The 20,761-nt window shown below is 40.3% G+C and carries 18 protein-coding genes; 3 read left to right on the forward strand and 15 right to left on the reverse strand.

Features of this window, described 5'->3' with window-relative positions; genetic code table 11:
• Positions 1-3: 3 nt before the first annotated feature.
• The 7 genes from LXO72_RS04135 to LXO72_RS04165 all read right to left on the reverse strand — a co-directional run bounded on the left by LXO72_RS04135 (position 4) and on the right by LXO72_RS04165 (position 11,127).
• Positions 4-1,386 carry a TrkH family potassium uptake protein gene (locus LXO72_RS04135; RefSeq protein WP_233331615.1) on the reverse strand — a complete coding sequence of 461 codons (1,383 nt, stop codon included), beginning with the start codon at positions 1,384-1,386 and terminating at the stop codon, positions 4-6.
• 31 nt (positions 1,387-1,417) lie between these two features.
• Positions 1,418-2,182 (reverse strand): nucleoside phosphorylase, encoded by a 765-nt coding sequence (locus LXO72_RS04140; RefSeq protein ID WP_233331616.1) that lies wholly within the window; start codon positions 2,180-2,182, stop codon positions 1,418-1,420.
• 203 nt (positions 2,183-2,385) lie between these two features.
• Complete coding sequence (locus LXO72_RS04145) at positions 2,386-5,481, reverse strand: type I restriction endonuclease subunit R (RefSeq protein ID WP_233331617.1); 3,096 nt, start codon at positions 5,479-5,481, stop codon at positions 2,386-2,388.
• 2 nt (positions 5,482-5,483) lie between these two features.
• A complete protein-coding gene (locus tag LXO72_RS04150) occupies positions 5,484-6,668 on the reverse strand; it encodes an AAA family ATPase (RefSeq protein ID WP_233331618.1) in 1,185 nt (394 codons plus the stop codon).
• Between the two features lie 19 nt (positions 6,669-6,687).
• Complete coding sequence (locus LXO72_RS04155; RefSeq protein WP_233331619.1) at positions 6,688-8,577, reverse strand: restriction endonuclease subunit S; 1,890 nt, start codon at positions 8,575-8,577, stop codon at positions 6,688-6,690.
• Complete coding sequence (locus tag LXO72_RS04160; protein ID WP_233331620.1) at positions 8,577-9,581, reverse strand: virulence RhuM family protein; 1,005 nt, start codon at positions 9,579-9,581, stop codon at positions 8,577-8,579. Before LXO72_RS04160 ends, LXO72_RS04155 begins: the two co-directional genes overlap by 1 nt.
• Entirely contained in the window at positions 9,571-11,127 is a 1,557-nt protein-coding gene (locus LXO72_RS04165; protein WP_233331621.1) for a type I restriction-modification system subunit M, read from the reverse strand. Before LXO72_RS04165 ends, LXO72_RS04160 begins: the two co-directional genes overlap by 11 nt.
• 342 nt (positions 11,128-11,469) lie before the next feature.
• On the opposite strand from LXO72_RS04165, the gene LXO72_RS04170 reads away from it, so the two are divergent.
• Positions 11,470-11,670, forward strand: a complete 201-nt coding sequence (locus LXO72_RS04170; protein WP_233331622.1) for a hypothetical protein — start codon at positions 11,470-11,472, stop codon at positions 11,668-11,670.
• Positions 11,670-11,909 carry a hypothetical protein gene (locus LXO72_RS04175; protein ID WP_233331623.1) on the forward strand — a complete coding sequence of 80 codons (240 nt, stop codon included), beginning with the start codon at positions 11,670-11,672 and terminating at the stop codon, positions 11,907-11,909. The genes LXO72_RS04170 and LXO72_RS04175 overlap by 1 nt, the downstream gene beginning before the upstream one ends.
• Before the next feature lie 302 nt (positions 11,910-12,211).
• On the opposite strand, the gene LXO72_RS04180 is transcribed toward LXO72_RS04175, so the two are convergent.
• The 3 genes from LXO72_RS04180 to LXO72_RS04190 form a co-directional block, all read right to left on the reverse strand.
• On the reverse strand, positions 12,212-13,249 hold the full coding sequence (locus LXO72_RS04180) for a zinc-binding dehydrogenase (RefSeq protein WP_233331624.1): 1,038 nt from the start codon (positions 13,247-13,249) through the stop codon (positions 12,212-12,214).
• Positions 13,250-13,338: 89 nt separating this feature from the next.
• Positions 13,339-14,433, reverse strand: a complete 1,095-nt coding sequence (hemH, locus tag LXO72_RS04185; RefSeq protein WP_233331625.1) for a ferrochelatase — start codon at positions 14,431-14,433, stop codon at positions 13,339-13,341.
• 111 nt (positions 14,434-14,544) lie between these two features.
• Positions 14,545-15,453, reverse strand: a complete 909-nt coding sequence (locus LXO72_RS04190; RefSeq protein WP_233331626.1) for a cation diffusion facilitator family transporter — start codon at positions 15,451-15,453, stop codon at positions 14,545-14,547.
• A 132-nt stretch (positions 15,454-15,585) separates the two neighbouring features.
• Between LXO72_RS04190 and LXO72_RS04195 the strand changes: the two genes are divergently transcribed.
• On the forward strand, positions 15,586-16,125 hold the full coding sequence (locus tag LXO72_RS04195; RefSeq protein WP_233331627.1) for a TetR/AcrR family transcriptional regulator: 540 nt from the start codon (positions 15,586-15,588) through the stop codon (positions 16,123-16,125).
• A gap of 159 nt (positions 16,126-16,284) precedes the next feature.
• Here the strand turns inward: LXO72_RS04195 and LXO72_RS04200 are convergent, their stop codons facing one another.
• The 5 genes from LXO72_RS04200 to LXO72_RS04220 form a co-directional block, all read right to left on the reverse strand.
• Complete coding sequence (locus tag LXO72_RS04200) at positions 16,285-17,157, reverse strand: SDR family NAD(P)-dependent oxidoreductase (protein ID WP_233331628.1); 873 nt, start codon at positions 17,155-17,157, stop codon at positions 16,285-16,287.
• 1 nt (position 17,158) lies between these two features.
• Complete coding sequence (locus LXO72_RS04205; protein ID WP_233331629.1) at positions 17,159-17,995, reverse strand: alpha/beta fold hydrolase; 837 nt, start codon at positions 17,993-17,995, stop codon at positions 17,159-17,161.
• The gene (locus tag LXO72_RS04210) at positions 17,976-19,013 is read right to left on the reverse strand and encodes an NADP-dependent oxidoreductase (RefSeq protein ID WP_233331630.1); all 1,038 of its coding nucleotides are present in this window, start codon (positions 19,011-19,013) and stop codon (positions 17,976-17,978) included. Before LXO72_RS04210 ends, LXO72_RS04205 begins: the two co-directional genes overlap by 20 nt.
• Before the next feature lie 76 nt (positions 19,014-19,089).
• Positions 19,090-19,521, reverse strand: coding sequence for an Rrf2 family transcriptional regulator (locus tag LXO72_RS04215; protein WP_233331631.1), 432 nt, complete (start codon positions 19,519-19,521; stop codon positions 19,090-19,092).
• A 95-nt stretch (positions 19,522-19,616) separates the two neighbouring features.
• Positions 19,617-20,555 carry an AEC family transporter gene (locus LXO72_RS04220; protein WP_233331632.1) on the reverse strand — a complete coding sequence of 313 codons (939 nt, stop codon included), beginning with the start codon at positions 20,553-20,555 and terminating at the stop codon, positions 19,617-19,619.
• Positions 20,556-20,761 lie beyond the last annotated feature (206 nt).

Here is a 20,761-nt window from a genome sequence, read left to right on the forward strand (position 1 = left end):
CTCCTATCCAATAATAATGTCTGCCTTGGCATACTGCAAGGTATCTGCTTTCTTGGCTTGGTAATTGTTCAAGCTAACCATGAGGGTCAAAGGACCAATCCGTCCGATAAACATGAGGACCATGATAATGCTTAATCCCGCTCCATTTAAGGTCGAGGTCACACTGGCGGTCACTCCCACTGTCGCTAGAGCGGATACCACCTCAAAGACCAAATAAATAAAACGTTGGCCATCCGGTGTCACCAAACAGATTCCTAATAGCCCCACTAAGAAGGTCAACTGGAAAATCACCGCCGTCCCAAAGGAACGTTGAACAATGTCTGGTGAGATCGTTCGTTTTCCTAAATTGGTATGTGGTAGCCCCAATAGTTCCTTCCGAGCCAGGAGCAAGAGGACCAGGAAGGTGGTGATCTTCATCCCCCCTGCTGTCCCGCCTGGTGCTCCACCTAAAAACATCTGCAAGAGATAGACGAAGAGCGTCACTGGTCGGACTGCTGTATAATCTAAGGAGGCAAAACCAGCTGTTCGCATGCTAACGGTTTGGAAAAAGCTGACTAAAATTTTCTCTCCCAATGGGAGGGCCCCAATGGTTGCCGGATTATCAAACTCGGTCAAGAGACTGGTGACTGTCCCAAAGAGGAGGATCGCAGCTGTTAACCAGAGAACCACCTTGGTATGGAAGCGTAAGGTTCGCCGTCCTGATTGGTTACGAGCCTTAGTTGCGAGGTCAAACCAGACCATAAAGCCCAAGCCCCCAGTAATAATAAGGGCAGACAAGGTCAGGTTCACCAGCCAATCGGTCTGGAAACTCATCATACTATCGCCCCCAAAATTATCAAAGCCTGCATTACAAAAAGCGGAAATCGCGACAAAGAAGGAGTTAAAGATTCCATGCCCCCAGCCGAAGCGAGGAATGAAGCGAATCATGAGGAGCAAGGCCCCCAGTCCTTCGATGGTAAAGGTGGTTATGAAAATAGAACGGACAAAACGGGCCAAGCTCTGGTTATTGCTAAAGCTAAAGCTGTCCCGAATGGTCTGTCGGTCCTTGTAGCTGAGCTTTTGACGACTTTCCATAAAGAAGAGACCGATAAAGGTCAAGATCCCCAGGCCACCGATCTGAATCAAGAGCATACAGATCAACTGCCCCCATGCATTGTAGGTAGAGGCTACTGATTGGGTAAAGAGCCCTGTCACACAGACCATGGAGACTGCTGTAAAAAGGTGGTCGACATAACCTGCTTTTGAGCTTGCTTGCTGGACAAAAGGCAGGCTCAATAAGAGCGAGCCGACCAGGATGACCAAAGCAAAGCTGAAAAAGATCCTCCTTGCTGGAGATAGACTTTTCATCTTGGGCTGCCATTGTTTAAAAAATAATTTGACTAACATAGCTTCATTGTACCATAAAAAGAGAATAGACCTACAAGTGAAGAACCATTTCTAGGCACAATTCTAAGGCTTTATCGAATGCTTCAGATCCCCAATCACGCTGGTCATAATTTTCCAGGTCTGCAAGAGAATCTGCGGTAAAAAGGAGCAAGCCCCAAACCGCATCACGAAGCTGGGCTACAGCTGCCAGTGAGGCGCACTCCATCTCCACAACGCTACACCCTTCTTCAATGCGATAGGCTACCTTGTCGGGCGTTTCTCTATAAAACCCGTCCGTCGACCAAGTCATCACTTCTTGATAGGGAATGGACGCTTGTTTTAGAACCCTTTCAATGGCAGTCAGTGCTCGACGATCCACTTCTATATAGCGAGATGGCGCCACATAATGGTAACTAGCTCCCTCATCTCGTAAGGCCTTGGTCGGGATCAAGAAGGCATTTTCTTCCATGTCTACCAAGACGCCACAGCTACCTGCCGATATGATCTTCTTCACTCCATAGCCAATCAACCAATCCATGAATTGAGCTGCAGGGGCAGATCCGACTGGCGCTTGCGACAAGCAGATATCCTCTCCTTGGTGCTCCATGACATAAACCGGATAGGTCTTGGTAGCTGAGACAAAGCTAGCTACTTGCTTAGCACCAACAGCTTTTGCAAAGCGATCAATCTCATCCTCCAAGAAAGCATAAACACATTTTTCAGGTAGGTGCAGTTCTAACCCCTCATGGGTCGGCATAATGACTGCTTGTGGGTTGTCGTCAAACTCTAAAATAGGAATTTCATGTTTATGGATCATATTCTCTCTCCTATTCTGTTAATAAAAAATTATTCCAGTACATCCTTTAAGCAGGAATCGAAGCAATTCATAAAGTGTTGGACAGCTGAACTGCACCCCAAAAGTTGGACAGAAAAAATCTAACTTTTGGGGTGCAGTACAACATTTGATAGCTACTTTTTATTGTTTAGGCAGATTTATTTCGTTACTCAATCTAATGATTCTTAAATATCTCCACCAATTCCCTTGAATTTTTCAACAAAACTACTGATTTTTTGAAAAACGGTTTGTTTTTTTGTACGATATTGTGGATTTAGTGGGCTCAATTTCGGCAGAGCTTCATTCAAATCATTCCCATTTTCACTAGCATACTCATGCTTCAACGAAGCTTGTATGTAGCGCTTAGCACTTTGTTCATTTAATCCCTCAGTCTGTATCAACTCATCCGCTTCCCTTTTCTGCTCACCTTGCGCAAAAATAAAGAACTGCTCAATGATATCTGATTTATCAGCAAAACTATCTAAATCACAGTCATGGATGAAAGCAACTATCAGATCTTCCTTAGCTCGATTTCCAAGACTTGCTCGAATCGTCCGAGTAATTTCCGAAACAAGTTCATCCTTATCTGAAACCTTTTTATTAGTCTCAAAAATTAGCTCTAAGATATAGTCTAGATTGATTTCTTGAGATTTTAGTAATTGAACTTCAAAGACAATTGAATCCCAATCAACTTTAGATTCGCTATCTTCCTGATTACGGCGTTCATTCTCATACCATGACTTAATGTCATTATAAGTTGAACGGTAGTCTTGAATTTCCCTAGTACTTGGGATGTCTAACCTAGATAACTCCTCTAAAGTTTCATCATCCACATGGAAACGTTCCTTGAAAGCCTCTACAGCCTTATCATCTAAGACATCAAGTTCTTGTAACGCTCGTAGACTCATGAAATCATCGTAGTTTTGTAAGATATTATCTAGACGAAGAAATTGACCAAACAAAGAGACAAATTCCTTCTTATCGCGCTCCTTAATGATAGCTTGCGGATCCGGAAATTTTTCTTGTAACTCCTGAACAACTGCCATATAACCCTTTTGCTCTTCACCAGCCTCCGTAAAGCCTGTCATATACTCTTGATAAGAACGTTCGAGCAAGACTTCTGCTGTCTCAGTCTTTCCAAATAGCTTAATAGCATCAGTTGTTGCCTTCTCTAAATCCCGGAAGGTTACAATATTCCCAAATGACTTAGTAGCATCATAAATTCGATTGGTGCGTGAAAAAGCTTGGATTAAACCATGATATCTCAGATTTTTATCCACAAATAAAGTATTTAAAGTCGGTGCATCAAAGCCAGTCAAGAACATCCCAACTACAATTAAGAGATCCACATCCCGATTTTTGACGCGTTTAGCCAAATCACGATAGTAATTCTGAAAATCATTACCGTTAATCGTAAAATTAGTGCCAAACAACTGATTATAATCAGCTATACAGCTACTCAAAAATTCTTTACTACTAATATCCGCTAAATCTGCCGGTGAAAAGCTCTCATCATCAATTTCACCAATAGCTACCTGAGACTCATTCGCAGCATAGGAAAAGATAGTCGCAATCTTCAATGGTTTATCAGAATTTTTTTGCTGATTTTGCAACTCTTGATAGTAGGCTTTTGCTGCATCAACACTTGAAACAGCAAACATAGCATTGAAACCTTTACCAGTTAATCGATGCGTTTTTTGATCAAAATGATCTAAGATATACCTGGATATTTCAGTGATTCGAGTCGGATGAAGCAGTGCTTTCTTATTTTCAGCTGCAGATAACTTGGTCAAGTCCTGCTCGCTTTCAATTGACTTAAACTGCGGACGAACGTCGTTATAATCCACCATAAACTTCAGAACTTTTTGATCTCGAATCGCATCAGTTAGCACATAAGCATGTAACTCACGACCGAAAACAGATGCCGTTGTCTCGGAACCAAGCGCATTCTCTACCTTAATTGGTGTACCCGTAAAGCCAAACTGACAATATTTCTTAAATTTCTGCCTGAGCCGCTTTTGCGCTTCACCAAACTGAGAACGATGACATTCATCAAAAATGAAAACCACTTGCTTTTGATAAATTTCATGCTGACTCTCACTGCTCATAAAGTTGTTAAGTTTCTGAATAGTCGTCACGACAATTTTATTATCATCTTTCTCAATATTGCGTTTGAGTCCTGCAGTGCTATTTGAACCGTTGACTGAGTCAGGTGAAAATCGCTGGTACTCTTTCATAGTCTGATAATCCAAGTCCTTGCGGTCCACCACAAAGAAAACCTTATCCACTTCTTTCATCTCAGTAGCAAGTCTAGCAGCTTTAAAACTTGTCAAAGTCTTCCCTGAACCGGTAGTATGCCATATATAACCACCTGTATCTGGACCGCTTTTTATTTTTGAAGCAATAGCTGAACGTATCTTCCAGATGATTCTCTCAGTTGCCGCAATCTGATAAGGACGCATGATGAGAAGAGTGTCATTAGTATCAAAGACAGAATAATTTATCAAGACATTTAACAAGGTCTGTTGACTTAAGAAAGTTGCTGTAAAGTCCTTCAAGTCCTTAATCGGAGTATTATTTTTCAAAGCCCAGTTCATGGTGAACTCATAGGAATTCTTATCTCGCTTAGTCGTATTAGCAAAATACCGAGTATCCGTTCCGTTTGAGATTATAAAAATCTGAAGGTACTTAAAGAGAGAATTCTCCTCATTGAAACTTTCTTTACTATATCTGTGCACCTGATTAAAGGCTTCTCGAATCGCAACTCCTCGTTTTTTGAGCTCAATTTGTACCAGAGGCAATCCATTTACCAGTAAGGTCACGTCATAACGATTGCTACTGGTGCCAACTTGCTTCATTTGATTAATGACTTGCAGTTTGTTTCGACTAATATTTTTCTTATCCCATAGATAGATATTCTGGATATGCCCGTCATCAAAGATAAAATCATAAATATAGTTGTCATGAAGTTTTCTGGTACGATCAATCAAGCTGTCACTGGGTTTATTGAGGTACTCATCCAAGAAGCGCAACCACTCAGCATCTGTAAAAACCACATTATTCAGAACTTCCATCTGGGTCTTGAGATTAGCCAAAAGCGCCTCTGGGGTCGTCAAATAAGTAAGATACTCGTATCCTTGCTGACGCAAGTCAGCAATCAGTTCCTTCTCCAAGTCCGCCTCTGTCTGATACTGACTAGGCTGTTCTATCTTGGTATACTTTTCTAAAATGATAAAATTATCTGACTCCACAATAGCTGTAGTCAATGTACTTTCAGACATAATTACTCCTTATAATTGCAAGTGCTCTCTAAATGCTGTAACAAGTTTTTTAAAAGCGCAGTTTCTGGGAGGGTTACTAGTTCATCTTCCTCGGTTGATACTTTAGAATGACTAGAAATATTTAATATCCTTGACTCATAGTTACTAAAACTTCCTTCATTATCACGTGGCAATAAATCCTGCCAATTTTGATACCCTAGGAAAGTTGCTGTTTTCTCGTAAAGATTTCTTAAAAAATTAAAATGATATTTATAAACCAAATTGTCTTCTATAGCTTTATGTAATGATTTTCTTAAAAAATTATGATAAGCAAAAGGAGAGTCATCTGGTTGTTTTATTAGCTCATATGACCCATCTCCTAATTTTTCAAATCTAAATCTACTACTATCAGGAACCTTTCGGGTGTCAATATAGGTTCTATTCTCTCCAGTTTCTTCGTCAATAGCTCTCTTACTATATCTCTCATTCCGGTTAATATTTTTTAACTCATTATATAAGACATTATAGAACAACGGATTGTGAGTTGTTATTATAAATTTAAGATCAGACTTACTTGTTCTAATTAACTTACCTAAATTTGATGCAACTTCTATCAAGTGGTTTTCATCTAATGATGAAACCGGGTCATCAATAAATACATACTCTAAATCATCAAACTCTCTAATACTACGTTCATCAGGTTCTAGTATATCAAGCTCACTAATAACTAGCTCTAGCAATGTATAAAAAATAGACCAAATAAAATTGCTCTCTTCACCTTTGGATAACTTAATTTGTTCGTTTAGTCTATCCTCACCATCACCACTTTGAATAGTGAAAAGAATATGACCATCTGACAAAAGAAATGAAGGTGTCATTTTATCATTTGTATAATGCTGAAAATGCGAAATAATATTCTGATCCTGTCCCTGCTCTTGAATAATCCAAGATATAAAAGAATTTGGTTGAATCTTCAGTTTAAAATCTTGATTGCTGTCAAGATCATTATCCCAATAGAACAAGTCCTCAGTAAAAGCATTATAATAAAGAATCTTATCTCTCGTAAGACCCCCTTCTTCAGCTTGAAACAACTTAGCAAACTCTTTAGAGAGTCTGGTCTTTCCTGTCCCATTAAAGGCGTAGATCAGCTGAACTTTCTGATTCGAAGCTTTTAACTCTTGTGCAATATCACTTAGCGCTTTTGCCATATCCCTTTCCTATTCTTTTCTATAAATCAAAATTAAGCAATTGTTCCCGCCAGTATTCATACTGTTTCTGTCTTAGTTCAATTTCCTTTGGAAGACCTTCAGAAAGAGAGTTGGTTAAAGTGTTAAAATTATCAAGAATGGAGACGATTCTTTCTTGTTCTATAAGGGACGGGAGGATGATTTGAAATTTTTCTATATCTTTCGAATTGATACGAATAACTTTTGTGCCCGTCACTTTTCTTTCCTTTTGAGTTTGAAAAGAAGTCGATCTCAGCCAATAATTTAAGTAACGTGAGTTTTGGGTAGTTTGAATGATATAACTATCTCCAGAAATACCGATCTCTTCTTTTCCTTCCCAAACAATTGCTTTTCCAACATCTTCAACATTCTCAGATGTAGTTGCCATTACCAAGTCATTTGGTTGTGCTTTTTTTAACTTTTCGAACACTATTTCACTAGTTTTGGAGAGAGTTTCAGAGACTGAAAAATCGTATTTAGTGTAAATTTGTCCGTAGTGGATAACAGATTTCCCAATTGCTGTAAAATCTTTCTTCTGGAGTCCATTTCCTCTTACAAAGTCACAAACAGCTCCCAACTCCACTCGAATTGGCCCAAACACCCAAGTCAAGAGCCTAATGAGGTCTTGTCTGTACTGTACTGTACTGTACTGTACTGTACTGTACTGTACTGTACTGTCAGTGTACTCGCCTTCGGCGACGAATGTCAAGAGTTTTTCTCGGAAATATTCGTACTGTTTTTGGCGAAGCTCAATCTCCTTAGGAAGTCCTATATTTAGGTCATTACAAACCATATCGAAGTTGTCTAGAACTTGAACAATACGAGACTGGATTTCGAGAGATGGGACTGGGATTGTTGTTTTTTCTATATTTCCATTATAAAGCCTACTGATTGTCCCACCATCTGAAACTTTCCAAGGATTCATCTGATAAAAATAATAAAGGTAACGATTTAAAACTTGACTCTCATCATGTTCAAGCCAAACAATGTTAGAATCTTGAAAATAAGAATCTTCACCATTAAATACAACTGTTCGACCAATAGTACCAGATGCTGAAATTAAAATATCTCCCAATTTAGGATATGAAAATCTTAGTTTATATTCCTCAAATAATTCTCTAGAAATAAAAGAAGTTGCAACTTTTCCAAATGTTCCTATTTTATAAAAAGGAATCTCACCATCATCTGAAGTTTGATTCTTTAAAATCCTCTTACACATGGAAACTTTTCCAATATCTCCCAGCGTCTTCCACTCAACCTGATATACCTCATCTTCGAAGGATAAGAGTTTATCTCGATAATAAGAATATTGCTTTTTACGTGAGGTCAATTCTGAGGTCAATTCTGAGGTCAATTCTGTAACATAATCGGTAAATTTGTCAAGCATTTGCACAATTTTTTCTTGAATTTTTAAAGGAGGAATGGGGATTTTAAAACTCCTCATTTTTGATAAAGAAACTATTGGAAAGCTCCCCTCATTTATCCCTTTCTTCATGTCGCTACTTAGAATTTGTAAGTAGTAAAATAAAAACTTAATATCTAAATCTTTCTCATATTTCTGTTTTTTCATAACAGCAGTTATCTGTTGATTACATAAAAAAGGAACTGTAATTAAAGCAACTTCTCCTATAGTAGCAGTGGTGGAAACAATTAAAGAGTTAGCAGTAAAAACTTTACCACCTTTAATTGCATTTCTAGAGACATGCTGTAGCGAATTAGATAATACTCGTCCGTTTTTACGTATATCTTCTAATCTAAACCATGGTATAGTTCCATTTTCCCAAAATTCTTTATTAGTTTTCGAAGGTGTATACCCATTTTTTAATTCACACACTTCCCCCAACTCTTTCCACTCAACGGGACAGTTCTGGATTTCTTCTAGGATGTTCATCACTTACCTCCTTCCTTGGCTAGATTTTCAATACTTTTGATTTCCTTGAGGTAATCTTTTTCAACTTGACTGAGTGTCTTGGCTTGGTATCTATTATATTCCTTATCCACCTTATACTTCATCTGTTCACGAGAAATAGAACCACTATTATCAAGTAAGTCTTCTCCAGTAGCCTGAAGGATACGATCTACGTGAGTCACCCAGTCAGCCATAGTCATGACTTCTTCCCTCTCTGCCTGTCTTTCAGCAAAGTCTAGATATCCTGATACAAGCTGATTAAGCCCACGGAGTTCCTTTTCTGTCAGATAGTTCTTGGCAACTTTTGTTTCAGATAAAGTAGGGAGGTCGCCCTTAAAAGTGGTCAAGCCCATAAACTCCTTTTCACTATCCACACGATTGTAGATGAGTTCGCTCGCAGTATTGTGGTGAATGGCGTAATGCATCTTGTTTTGCACCGTCGCGAAAAATTTCTTTGCCTCTGGTGAATTTGCATTGTAGTCACTAGATGTCGCGAAAAGATCCAAAACCTGACGGTAAAAGACTTTCTCACTCGAGCGGATATCTCGAATTCTTTCAAGAAGTTCTTTAAAGTAAGAGCCCCCACCCAAATTTTTCAAGCGCTCATCATCCATAGCGAAGCCCTTAATCAGATACTCTTTCAAGACTGTCGAAGCATAGTGTCTGAACTGTATTCCACGAGGAGAACGCACACGATAGCCAATCGCCAAAATCATATCCAGATTATAGTAGGCAACTTTTTTTGACTGAGTTTTACCAGCTATTGCACCGTGACGAGTGGTTGTCAACTGATAGTTGACAACCACTGTTTCATCCAACTCTCCATCTTCAAAAATCGCCTTGATATGTTTACTAATATTTTGCTTGGAAGTTTGAAAGAGTTCAGCTAGTTCTTGTTGGGTTAGCCAGACCGTTCCATTATCCAAGTGAAGCTCAATAGCGGACTCACCGTCATCAGTTTTGTAAAGAATCACATCATTTGCCATGGCTCAATTCCTCTACAATCTTATCTATCTCTGCACGCAAGTGGCCAATCTTTGTCACAGTCTCAGCGATTTCTTTATTGAGTACATCTATATCAATCTTTTCACGTGTATCTTCTTTTTCTACATAAGTGGACACTGAAAGATTATAATCTGCTTCTGCTACTTTTTCTTGTGCCACCATACAAGAAAAGTAATCTTCATTTTCTTTCTTTTCAACACTGTCTAAGATTTTTTTGATATTCTCTTTTTCTAAGACATTATTATTAGTTTCTTTCTTAAACTGCTTACTTGCATCAACAAAGAGGATATCGGTCGTTGGCTTATTCTTTGCCAAAATCAGAATACAGGTCGCAATGGATGTCCCAAAAAATAGATTGTCTGGTAGCTGAATAACCGCTTCAACAAAGTTATTGTCTACTAGATATTGACGGATCTTCTGCTCAGCACCTCCACGATAGAAAATACCTGGGAAAGTTACGATTGCAGCTCGCCCCTTATTTGACAAGTATGACAAGCTATGCATAATAAAAGCAAAATCAGCCTTAGATTTAGGCGCCAATACACCCGCAGGTGCAAAGCGATCATCATTGATAAGCGTTGGATCATCGCTTCCTATCCATTTGATAGAGTAAGGTGGATTTGACACAATAGCATCAAAAGGCTTATCGTTTACATGCTTAGGATCAAGCAAGGTATTGCCACGCTCAATGCTAAACTTATCATAATTGATATTGTGTAAAAACATATTCATCCGAGCTAGATTATAGGTGGTCATATTAATTTCCTGACCATAAAATCCATCTTCAATTATGTGCTCATTAAACTGCTTTTTAGCTTGCAGAAGCAACGAACCCGAACCACAGGCAGGATCGTAAATTTTATTGATTTTATTTTTTTCATTCTTACCCAGCATAACAATCCGCGCCAAGAGTCTAGATACACTTTGCGGTGTAAAAAATTCTCCACCAGATTTCCCAGCGTTAGAAGCATAATTAGAGATTAGATACTCATAAGCATCCCCAAAGAGATCAATATGGTTATCTTCAAAGTTTCCAAAATCAAGACTTGCAATTCCTTCAAGAATCAGAGCCAAGCGCTGATTCCTTTCCGGAACTGTACTACCTAACTTGTTACTTCTGGTATCTACATCATCAAAAAGCCCCTTAATGTCATGTTCACTCGCATAACCAATCGCACTAGACTCAATATCATCAAAGATATCTTTTAAATTTGTATTTAAGCGCTCATTTTGGCGAGCAGTTTTGACAACACTGGAAAACAACTGCGAAGGCATAATAAAATAACCCTTGGTTTTAATGGCATCATCTCGAACTTCAGGTGTAATTAAATCTTCAGAAATCTCTTCATAGTTAATTGATTCATCGCCACCTTCGATATAAGTTTTGAAATTTTCACTAATAAAGCGATAAAATAGAATTCCCAAAATATACTGCTTGAAGTCCCAACCATCTACTGCACCACGAACTTCATCAGCAATTTTCCATATCTTTCTATGTAGTTCTTGTCTTTGTTCCTGTTCTGACATCATATTTCCTCATTAACTTTTTATTCTTCTTATTATATCATTTTTCTCATTATTTAATTTCATCAGAGTGAATTTCTCAAGAGTTTTTACCAAGCTAACTATCATCTTATTGATTACCAATCAAAAATCTACTTAGGTCTCGACAACAAAATTGAAACGACTAATCATTAGGTAAACTATTTTAAATCGATTTACAAGCATAAAAACGAACAGCCCGAAGTATGTTCCATGTAAATATAGCAACTCTCTCGAATTAACGTTTACTAAATTGTGATACATTACGAATTTTCTTAAGACCTGACTTTAGGAGATTTCCTCGCTTTCAACCAAGAACTCAACAAGATGGTCGATCCAGCTGTTCCATTTAAGTTTCATCCTGAACACTTTGTCTTTGCAGGTGTACACGGCGGACAAGAAGTCATGGAAATGGTGGGGCAATACGGTGAGCCTACCTATCAAAAACTCTTCATTCATCCAGATGCTGAAAAGCCCGTTGCTGTTGACTCAGATACAAAATTGGCGATGGTCAGGGATGGGTGCTGATGTCAGACAAAAATCTGGATATGATGATGTACGGGATGCACCAATTCAAAATGAAAAAAGGTGGCCTTCGCATCAAGATCGGTGTCTTCTTCCCAGATTCAGCACCACACGAAATGGTCCTCGGTCACCAAGAACATCTGGCCGTTGAGTTTTTCAACTCTCTCACCATCGCCTATCAAAATAAATCCTTCACAGGGAAAATCCTTAATACCATCTTGAAATTCAAAAAATTTGATTAGTTAACAAGAAAAAACCGGCACCACTACCGTTTTTTTTGATGCATCATGTGCTGTATCAGTTTCCCGTCCATGGATGATGTAATGATGACAAACTCTATTATGCCTTGCAAGCAGTTGGACTTGTTCTTTCCCTTCTTTTCTCAGCCTATCCAACCGTAGTTATCACCAACTCAACCGTGATGACCTTAGCATTGGAAGTTCACTTTATTCATTTTTATATAAGTCAAACAAAAAATTCGCCACGCCCAATTGGCAATTGTATTTAAAAAATTCTAGTAGACAGTCTCTACTAGAATTTTTCGTTACTCTATCACAATCATAGACTTAATGGTCTTGCGTTCATCCATATCTTTATAGGCTTGGTCGATTTCTTCTAAGCTATAGCTATGCATAAAGACTCGGCCTGGATTGATATCGCCATCAAGCACTGCTTTCAGCAAGAATTGTTTGTCATAAGTTGTTACGGAAGCAGCCCCTCCTGCAACAGAAATGTTTTGCGCAAAGGTCGAACCAAGGGCATGATTGTTATAGTGGGGTACTCCTACAAAGCCCAAGCGTCCACCATTATGAAGGACACCCAAGGCCTGATCGACCGCTGCTGCTGTCCCGACACACTCGAGGGCAGCATCTGCTCCCCCACCAAGGATTTCGCGTACCTTAGCGATCCCTTCTTCCCCGCGCTCCTCTACGACCGCTGTCGCTCCAAATTCCAGAGCCATTTGTTGGCGGTCTTCGTGACGGCTCATGAGGACAATTTGCGATGCTCCCCTCATCTTGGCAGCGATGACAGCACATTGACCCACGGCTCCATCCCCAATGACAACCACTTTGTCCCCCCGTTTCACATGAGCCACACGCGCCGCATGGTAGCCCGTAGGCATGACATCTGCTAGCGTCAAGAAGGATTTGAGCATGGCTTCTGTATAATCAGACGGTTGCCCAGGAATTTTGACAAGGGCCCAGTTGGCGTATTCGAAGCGCATGTACTCCGCTTGCACCCCGTCAGACCAGTTGCTGCCAATATGGCGGTCACACGTCCCATCATAGCCAGCGCGGCAGGCATCACACTCCCCACAGCCATGAGTGAAAGGGGCGATGACAAAGTCTCCCGGTTTCACCGTTGTAATAGCTTCTCCGATTTCTTCCACAATCCCAATGGCTTCGTGACCACTATTTTGGTGCCCCGCTTCAATATCTGGATTGCGGTAGCTCCAGAGATCAGATCCACAGACACAGGTGCGAACGATGCGGAGAATGACATCATCTGGTGCTTCAATGTGTGGACGCTCCACTTCTACTATACCCACTTGCCCAGCTTTTGTATAGACTGTTTTCTTCATAGGGACGACCTACTTTCTATTGCTTACTTACCTATAGTATACACTTTTTATCTAGCTCTAGCCCACTTCCTGCTTTCAAACTCCATCGTTTAATCATATTTTTTCCCATACTTCTTTTCTAGCATTTTCTTAATCAGATAGGGCATCTTGACATTCTCTCGACCTTTTTTAGCAATCAATTTTTTGACGAAATCAGGCATCTGAATATCTTCTTCTGCTTCTAAAATCTGTCCTGTGTTTGAAGGAGCTTCCAACTCATCAAAAGTCTCTAGTTGAGGTTGATAGTAACGATAGTCACCGTCTATATGAGACTGAATAGTTGACAGAAGGGCTTTAATCAAACGAGAATCGCTATTTGGCATAGGAGGACGGTGATAAGCTACTCCAAGCTCTTGGCATAGCTCCTTACACTCCACATCATTATCAAAAAGAACCTCAATATGCTCACTAATAAAGGCAATCGGGACAAAAATATAGTGGTTCGGGTGTTCACTCTCATCTCGCAGATATTCTAAAACATCAGGCTTAATCCAAGGAATACCTATATCACTCTCACTCTGCCAAGTATTGGTGTACTGATCCTCTTCAAGCCCTAAAATCTCTGCAATCATGCGACTATTGTCATAAATCTGGTCGATATAAGGGTCACCAAAATCTAGTGCCAAAACTGGAACACTGTGGGCTGAAAAAATCACCTTATAACTGTCGTCTCCAATCTGATCTAAAATCTTTTGGATTTCATCAGCCCAATAGTGGAGTAGGTCAGGTTCGCGGTACCAGTCCTTGATAATTTGGAACCTAATCTGCTCACTTTCTAAAAATTTCTCATATCCCATGACAGAATAGTAGGAATAATGAGGCTCTAAAATCAAGCACAAACATTCTTTAATTCCATCTAACTCCATTTCTTTGATTACATCAGTGATAAAAGGGCGGGAAAATTTATTAGCAAAGTAGACCGACGCTCGTTCTCCAAGAGCAGAAGTAACCAAATCCACTTCTTCTCTAGTTATCCTTTGGAGTGGAGTTCCACCAATTCGGACGTAATTGTCATATAAAGTCTGAATTTCATGAGGTTCAGGACGAACACCACGTCGGATATTCGTGAAAAACTCCGCTACTCCTTCATAGGTAATCTCTTCTGGTGACCCAAAGGTCATCATCAACACAGCTCTCTTACTCATAATTACTCCTTGTTCTACATTTGTTCTATTTTATCATGAAAAGGCTTACTTTAGGGAACTTAGTATCAAAATAACTCTTAAAGGTAGACTTTAAGAGTTGAAAAACAAACCTTAATGATGGTGGTGGTGATCATGTCCATGACTTTGACTGGCTTCCAGCTCTTCGATATTTCGCTTGTGGGAGCGGTGAGTTGCTAGGTCTTCATCCACTTCGATGGTGACATTTTGAAAGCCACCCTCTTTGAGCAAGGTACGGATCGCTTCTTTGCAGACCTCCATGTGCTCCATTCGCTTGAGACAAACATGAACAATAGCATTTTTCTCTAGTCCATCCATGGTCCAAAGATTAAGCTGATTGATACTAGCGACATTGTCCAACTGCTCTAAATCATTCTTAACTTGCTTGATATCTACCCCTTCTGGCACAGCATCCAGGAAAATCTTGAGCGTACTCCAAAAACGAGGAAGGGCTTGTGACAAGATGAAAGCAGAAATCCCAAGGGACAAGAGTGGATCAAGGAAATACCAGTCCGTATACCGCAAAATAATAGCGACGACTATCACAGCTAGCCAACCTAGTGTATCCTCAAGGAAATGGAGACTCAGGATGGATTCATTCTTGGTCTGCCCCTTGCGGACAATGAGGCTAGCCGTTAAATTGATAATAATGGCGATGACTCCCAACCAAAGCATCCCCTCATGATCCACTGGTTGTGGCTCAATGAATTTGCTGATATTTTCTAAAATAACGAGAGTGGAGCCTGTAATGAGGATGACTGCCGTCAGAATGGCGCCTAAGAGGCTAAAACGCTTGTAGCCTAGGGTATAGCGACTATCTTCTTGACGATTGGAGATCGTTTCTAGAATGGCCGAGAGGCCAATGGCTAGAGCATCCCCCAAGTCATGGACAGAATCAGCGAGAACAGCACTGGAACCAAAGATTCCCCCTGCAATAAACTCAACAATGGCAAAGCTTAGATTCAAGAAAAAAGCCAGCCAAACAGCACGTTTTGAACTCATTTTTTCACCTTCCTTTGGTATAATAGTCATAGTATTATCTTCTCACTAGTATTATCTCTAACTCTAAAAAGAAAGGATAGGGGCAAACTGTTTAGGATGTACGTTACTGAACAATTTGTTCAAAGTGTCCATATGACAACACAGGATCGTCGTATTACCAAAACTAGAAAAGCTATCTATCATGCTTTTTTACACTTACTCAACCAAAAAGACTACGACATCATTACCGTTCAGGAAATTATTGACCGTGCTGATGTGGGGCGTTCAACTTTTTACAGCCATTACGAGAGTAAGGAACTCTTGCTGGATGAACTCTGCCAAAAACTCTTTCACCACCTCTTTGAGCGAGATGATCAGCTCTCTCCCCAAGACTACCTAGCCCATATCTTTCAGCATTTCAAGAAAAATCAAGACCATGTGACCAGCCTCTTGCTTTCAAAAAACGATTATTTTATCCGGCAGCTGCGAAAAGAACTAGAACATGACGTCTACCCCATGGTAGCTGAGAAACTGATTCAATCTCACCCCAACATCCCCCACTCCTATCTCAAACACCTGGTCGTAACCAACTTCATTGAAACCCTCAGCTGGTGGTTGAAAAAAGGCAAGACTTACACCGAACAAGAAGTGGTCAAATTTTATTTGGAGATACTGTACGCAAACAATAAATGAACCTCATGTTGTCTAAAAAGGACCAGTTTTCACATCTACCACTTTCTTCGGATCGGAATTGCTCTGATTCTTACCATTTTATTAGCCCTTATCTAAGAAAAACTCAAGTTTTATCAATGAAAACTTGAGTTTTTTGGTAGTTACGAAATCAATAAGGAATTAATAATCCTGCTTTTCTTTAAACATTTTAATCTTTTCTTGGCAGTAATCCATTAATTTCTGTGCTTTTTCAAATGAGTAGCCTTTTTCAGATATCGACTTGACTTTCTTTTCATCAAAATAGTAGCCTGTCAAGCCCCTGACTTCCTCTGATAAGGTGAGATAATAGCCTGTTTCAATCCCCTGATCTAAATCTTTCGAGAGAGACTTCATCAGGCGTCCAAAGAGAGACTTTTTCGTCTTTTCATCACTGGAATTATTTCCTAAGTTAGTCGAGATAAGACCAGGATGATAGGCATTGATGGTGATATTTGAACCTTTTAAAAAGAAATCTCTTGCTAGATAGCGTGTTATCCAAATGGTATAGAGTTTGGAATTATTATAGGCCAATCCTGGGTTATAGTTGTTCTCAAATCCAAAGTCCAAATCCTTGACCTTGGCAAAATGATGCATATAGGAAGAAGTATTAATGACACGGCCGTCAGGCGATTTTTCTAACAAGGGGCTTAGCTCAGTTGTTAACATATAGGGAACGAGAACGGATAACATAAAAGTCAACTCGACATTTTCAGCACTCGCTTTTCGTTCTTTTCCAGCATACAGGCCTGCATTGTTAAACAAGACATCGATACTTTGAAAGTCTCGTTTGATTTCCTCTACAAATCGATAAACATCATCTAATTTTGAAAAATCAGCCAAGTAGCTCGAAACTCTGCCTCTCAGGGAAACGGCCCGCACCTCTTGACTAGCCAATTCCAGCTTTTGAGGATTTCGTCCATGAAGAATGACCTGATGGCCTTCACTGGCCAGTTTCTTTGCCAAGTGCTTTCCAATGCCATCCGTAGCACCTGTTATTAGAATGGTTTTGACCATATTAGTCCTCCAAGAAAGCAATGAGTTCTGTTGAAAACTCCTCTGCATATTGGAAGATCGAACCGTGACCAGCATGTGGATAGATGATAAGCTTACTATCTTTTATTTTCTCATGCATATCATAAGAATTTTCCGTTGGTACCTGCATATCCTTGTCCCCGTTGACGATTAAGGTTGGTTGGGTGATAAATGTTAGGTCGTCTTGAGAATCTTTCCCCCAACGTTTAATAGCTTTGAGTTGAGTCAAGAAACCAGACACACTCATGTCTTTGTCCGCTAATTCCTTGGTTCGCATTCCCATTCGTCCGAGAACTTTCAAAGCTTCGATTTTTCCTTGTTCATCATGGTTATAGAAGATATAGCGTTTAGGATCGATGCGCTCGAGTCCAGCTTTAACCATATAGTTAAATGTTTTCCCTGTGACCTTATCAACCTCTTTTCCACCTCGAGGTCCTGTTCCTGCCAAGATGAGACGGTTGACCAAATCAGGCTTGATTCGGACCATTTCTTGGGCAATCATGCCTCCCATAGAAAGACCTAGGAGATTGATTTTATCGTAACCAAGAGCTTTTACAAAGGCAATTGTCTGCTCAGCCATTCCAGGAATGGTTGGGGCCACTTTTCCTTGACTAGCACCGACACCAGGAAGGTCAACCACAATCACATGGTGCCTTTCAGCAATCAAGTCCAAGAGTTTTGGATCCCAGTTGTCGAGGGTTGCTGCCAAATGGACCAGCATCAGAAGAGGCAGTTTTGATTTGCCTTTGCTGAGTTCGCGATAGGCGATTTTGTTCCCGTCGACAGTGATGTATTGAGTTTTACTTGTAAGATATGACATTGTGTTTTCCTTTTAATTTCTTAAAGCTGAGGACTGTTTTTCCACGTGAGCGCCCATTAGCAACCTTGTCTAAGGCGCTATTCACTTCTTCAAATGGATAGACTGTATCGATAGATGGCTTGATTTCTAATTTGCTAAAGAGGTCAGCTACCTCTTGTAATTGAGCACCATTGCTTTCTACAAAGATAAAATGGTAGTGAACGCCGTATTTGTCAGCCATCTTATCAAATTTGCGACCGGCTAGTCCAAGTAGGATCTGTTTCCATTTTGGCAGGTTCATACGTTTGGCGAAGTCACCATTTGGCATAGCACGAAGGGAAACAAGCTGTCCACCTTTTTTCATGATAGACATTTGTTTTTCAGTCTCAGCGCCCCCAAGAGTATCAAGGACATAATCAACCTGGCTAACAGTTTTTGTATAATCCTCTGTTTTGTAATCGATAAAACGATCTGCTCCTAGCTTCAATACACGCTCAGCACTATCTCCAGCCCCATTAGTGATAACTTTCAAACCTTTAGCCTTGGCAATTGGAATGGCCATTCCACCAACACCGCCTGTACCACCAGAGATAAAGATCGTCTTGCCAGCTTGAGCACCCATGAGTTCTAAGGCTTGCATAATGGTTAAGGCAGTCAAAGGCACAGCAGCGGCTTCCTCGTCTGACAGATAGTCTGGAACCTTGGCTAAGGCTTGGCTATCGACAGCTACGTATTCTGCAAAGGCACCGATGTGGTCGAGTGGTAAACGTCCAAAAACTCGGTCTCCGACTTTGAGATTTTTGACTTGTCTACCGATCTCTTCAATGATACCGACCACTTCATTTCCCGCAGTTTTTGGGAGTTTGTAACGGACAATCATCTTGACTTCTCCTCGGGAAATCATGTTATCGAGAGGATTAACACCAGCAGCGGTGACTTTGACCAAAACTTCTTTGTCTGTGATACTTGGTTTTGAGATTTCTGTGATGTTAAGAGTGATATTCTTTTTGTTATAAGTAGTGTGTTGTGCGGCTTTCATTGTCTTCTCTTTTCTATTTTTGTTGTATCTGATAAAGATACAAGTCTAGTCTTTTTAAAACTGATCTGCATGCAAATCAGTTTCGTTTTTGTTTGGATTCTTTATAAAGATTGTTAATGACATCTTCTAAGGTTTGGTGAGCTAGTTCCTTCTCAAGTTGAGCTTCAGCACTAGCAAATAGTGGCGAAACGGCAGCTTGGATATGTTTCCCTACTGGACAATCCGGATTGCTATTTTGATGAACGGGAAATAGGCTGATGTGGCTGACTTCTTGTGTTGCAAAATAAATTTCAAGTAAGGTGATGTCCTTTGGCGATTTACTAAGTTGGTAGCCCGTTTTTCCTTGCTGAGACTGGATTAGTCCAGCGTTTTTCAATAAGGCGATTACCTTTCGAATGTAACTCGCATTGGTGCCAACGCTAGTTGCTAGTGCTTGAGAACTTAAGGTATCCTTGCTCTCACTAATCATGGTTAGGATATGTAAGGCTACTGAAAATTTCGTATCCATATAAACTCCTTTAGATAACTTGTATCTAATACGAGAACAAGTATAACACAAATAAAAAGAAAAGCAAGACTTTTGCTTCACTTTTTTTAAAACGATCAAGCCATCAACACCATGAGTATCGGAATGACCACCATGGTAGCAAGGGTCGTCTCTGTCACCATGACCGCTGCGTAATCACTATCAGCTCCGTAGAGTCTGGCAACGACTGGGGCATTGGTCATCACTGGCATAGCGGACTGGATGATAAAGACTTGCTTCATCAAGCTTGGAAGAGGCGCCCAGTAAACAATGGTCGCCATTAGGAGTGGAGCAACCACGAAGCGTCCTAGTAGAATGAGGAGCTGATCTTTTCCAAGCACCAACTGCTTCACGCCTACATGAGATACCGACAAACCGATGAAAATCATGGATAAGGGGGTTGTTAAATTGCCCAGATACTGCAAATCACTGGCTAGAAATGCAGGGAGCTTGATCTGCAGCATCACCATGACTAGTCCCAAGATGAAGCTCATCAGAGGAGGTGAAAAGACTTTTTTCACACTCGTTTTGAGATCAAACTGAGCTTCTCCCTCACCGTCTCGCTGGATCAAGTAGGTCCCCAAGGTCCAGAAAAAGGTCGTATTACACATGTAATAGATCAAAACATAAGGAATACTGGCATCCCCGAAAAGGGCTTGGTTAATGGGGAGTCCCACGAAAATGGTATTGGAGTTAAAGAACATGGAAACAAAGAGGCCACGGCGGTCCTGTCTCACTGCAAAGATCCTGGCTACTGCTGTCGCTATTCCAAGCAAAACGACCATAGACAGGGCAGGAAAACGCAATGCTGGCAACATTTTTAGGAGGTCAGCCGCTGTAAAACGCTGTGTGATGGTGTAGAGCATATAGCAGGGAAGAGCAATTTGAGTGACTAGCTTTGCGATCAAGCCACGTGACTTATCATCAAACCAGCCTTTCTCACCTATGACAAAGCCCACTAATATCATCCCCAGAATGACCAGGATCCCCGATATGCTCTTAAGAAAGATATCCATGTTCTCTCCTTTTCTTTTTATAAATTTGAACTAGAAAACCCATTATTTTCAAGTCCCAAAAACTAGTCTAGTATATCACAAAAAGAGGTGGGCAACATACCCAACCTCTAGTGGTTTGTAGATCATTAATTCTAGTCCTGCTTGGTACCCTTCAACAACTAAATAGTTTTGGTTCTTAGAGAAAACCTTAGAAGGCAAATTAAATA

This window comes from Streptococcus sp. XMC, from assembly GCF_021341835.1.
Lineage (GTDB): Bacteria > Bacillota > Bacilli > Lactobacillales > Streptococcaceae > Streptococcus.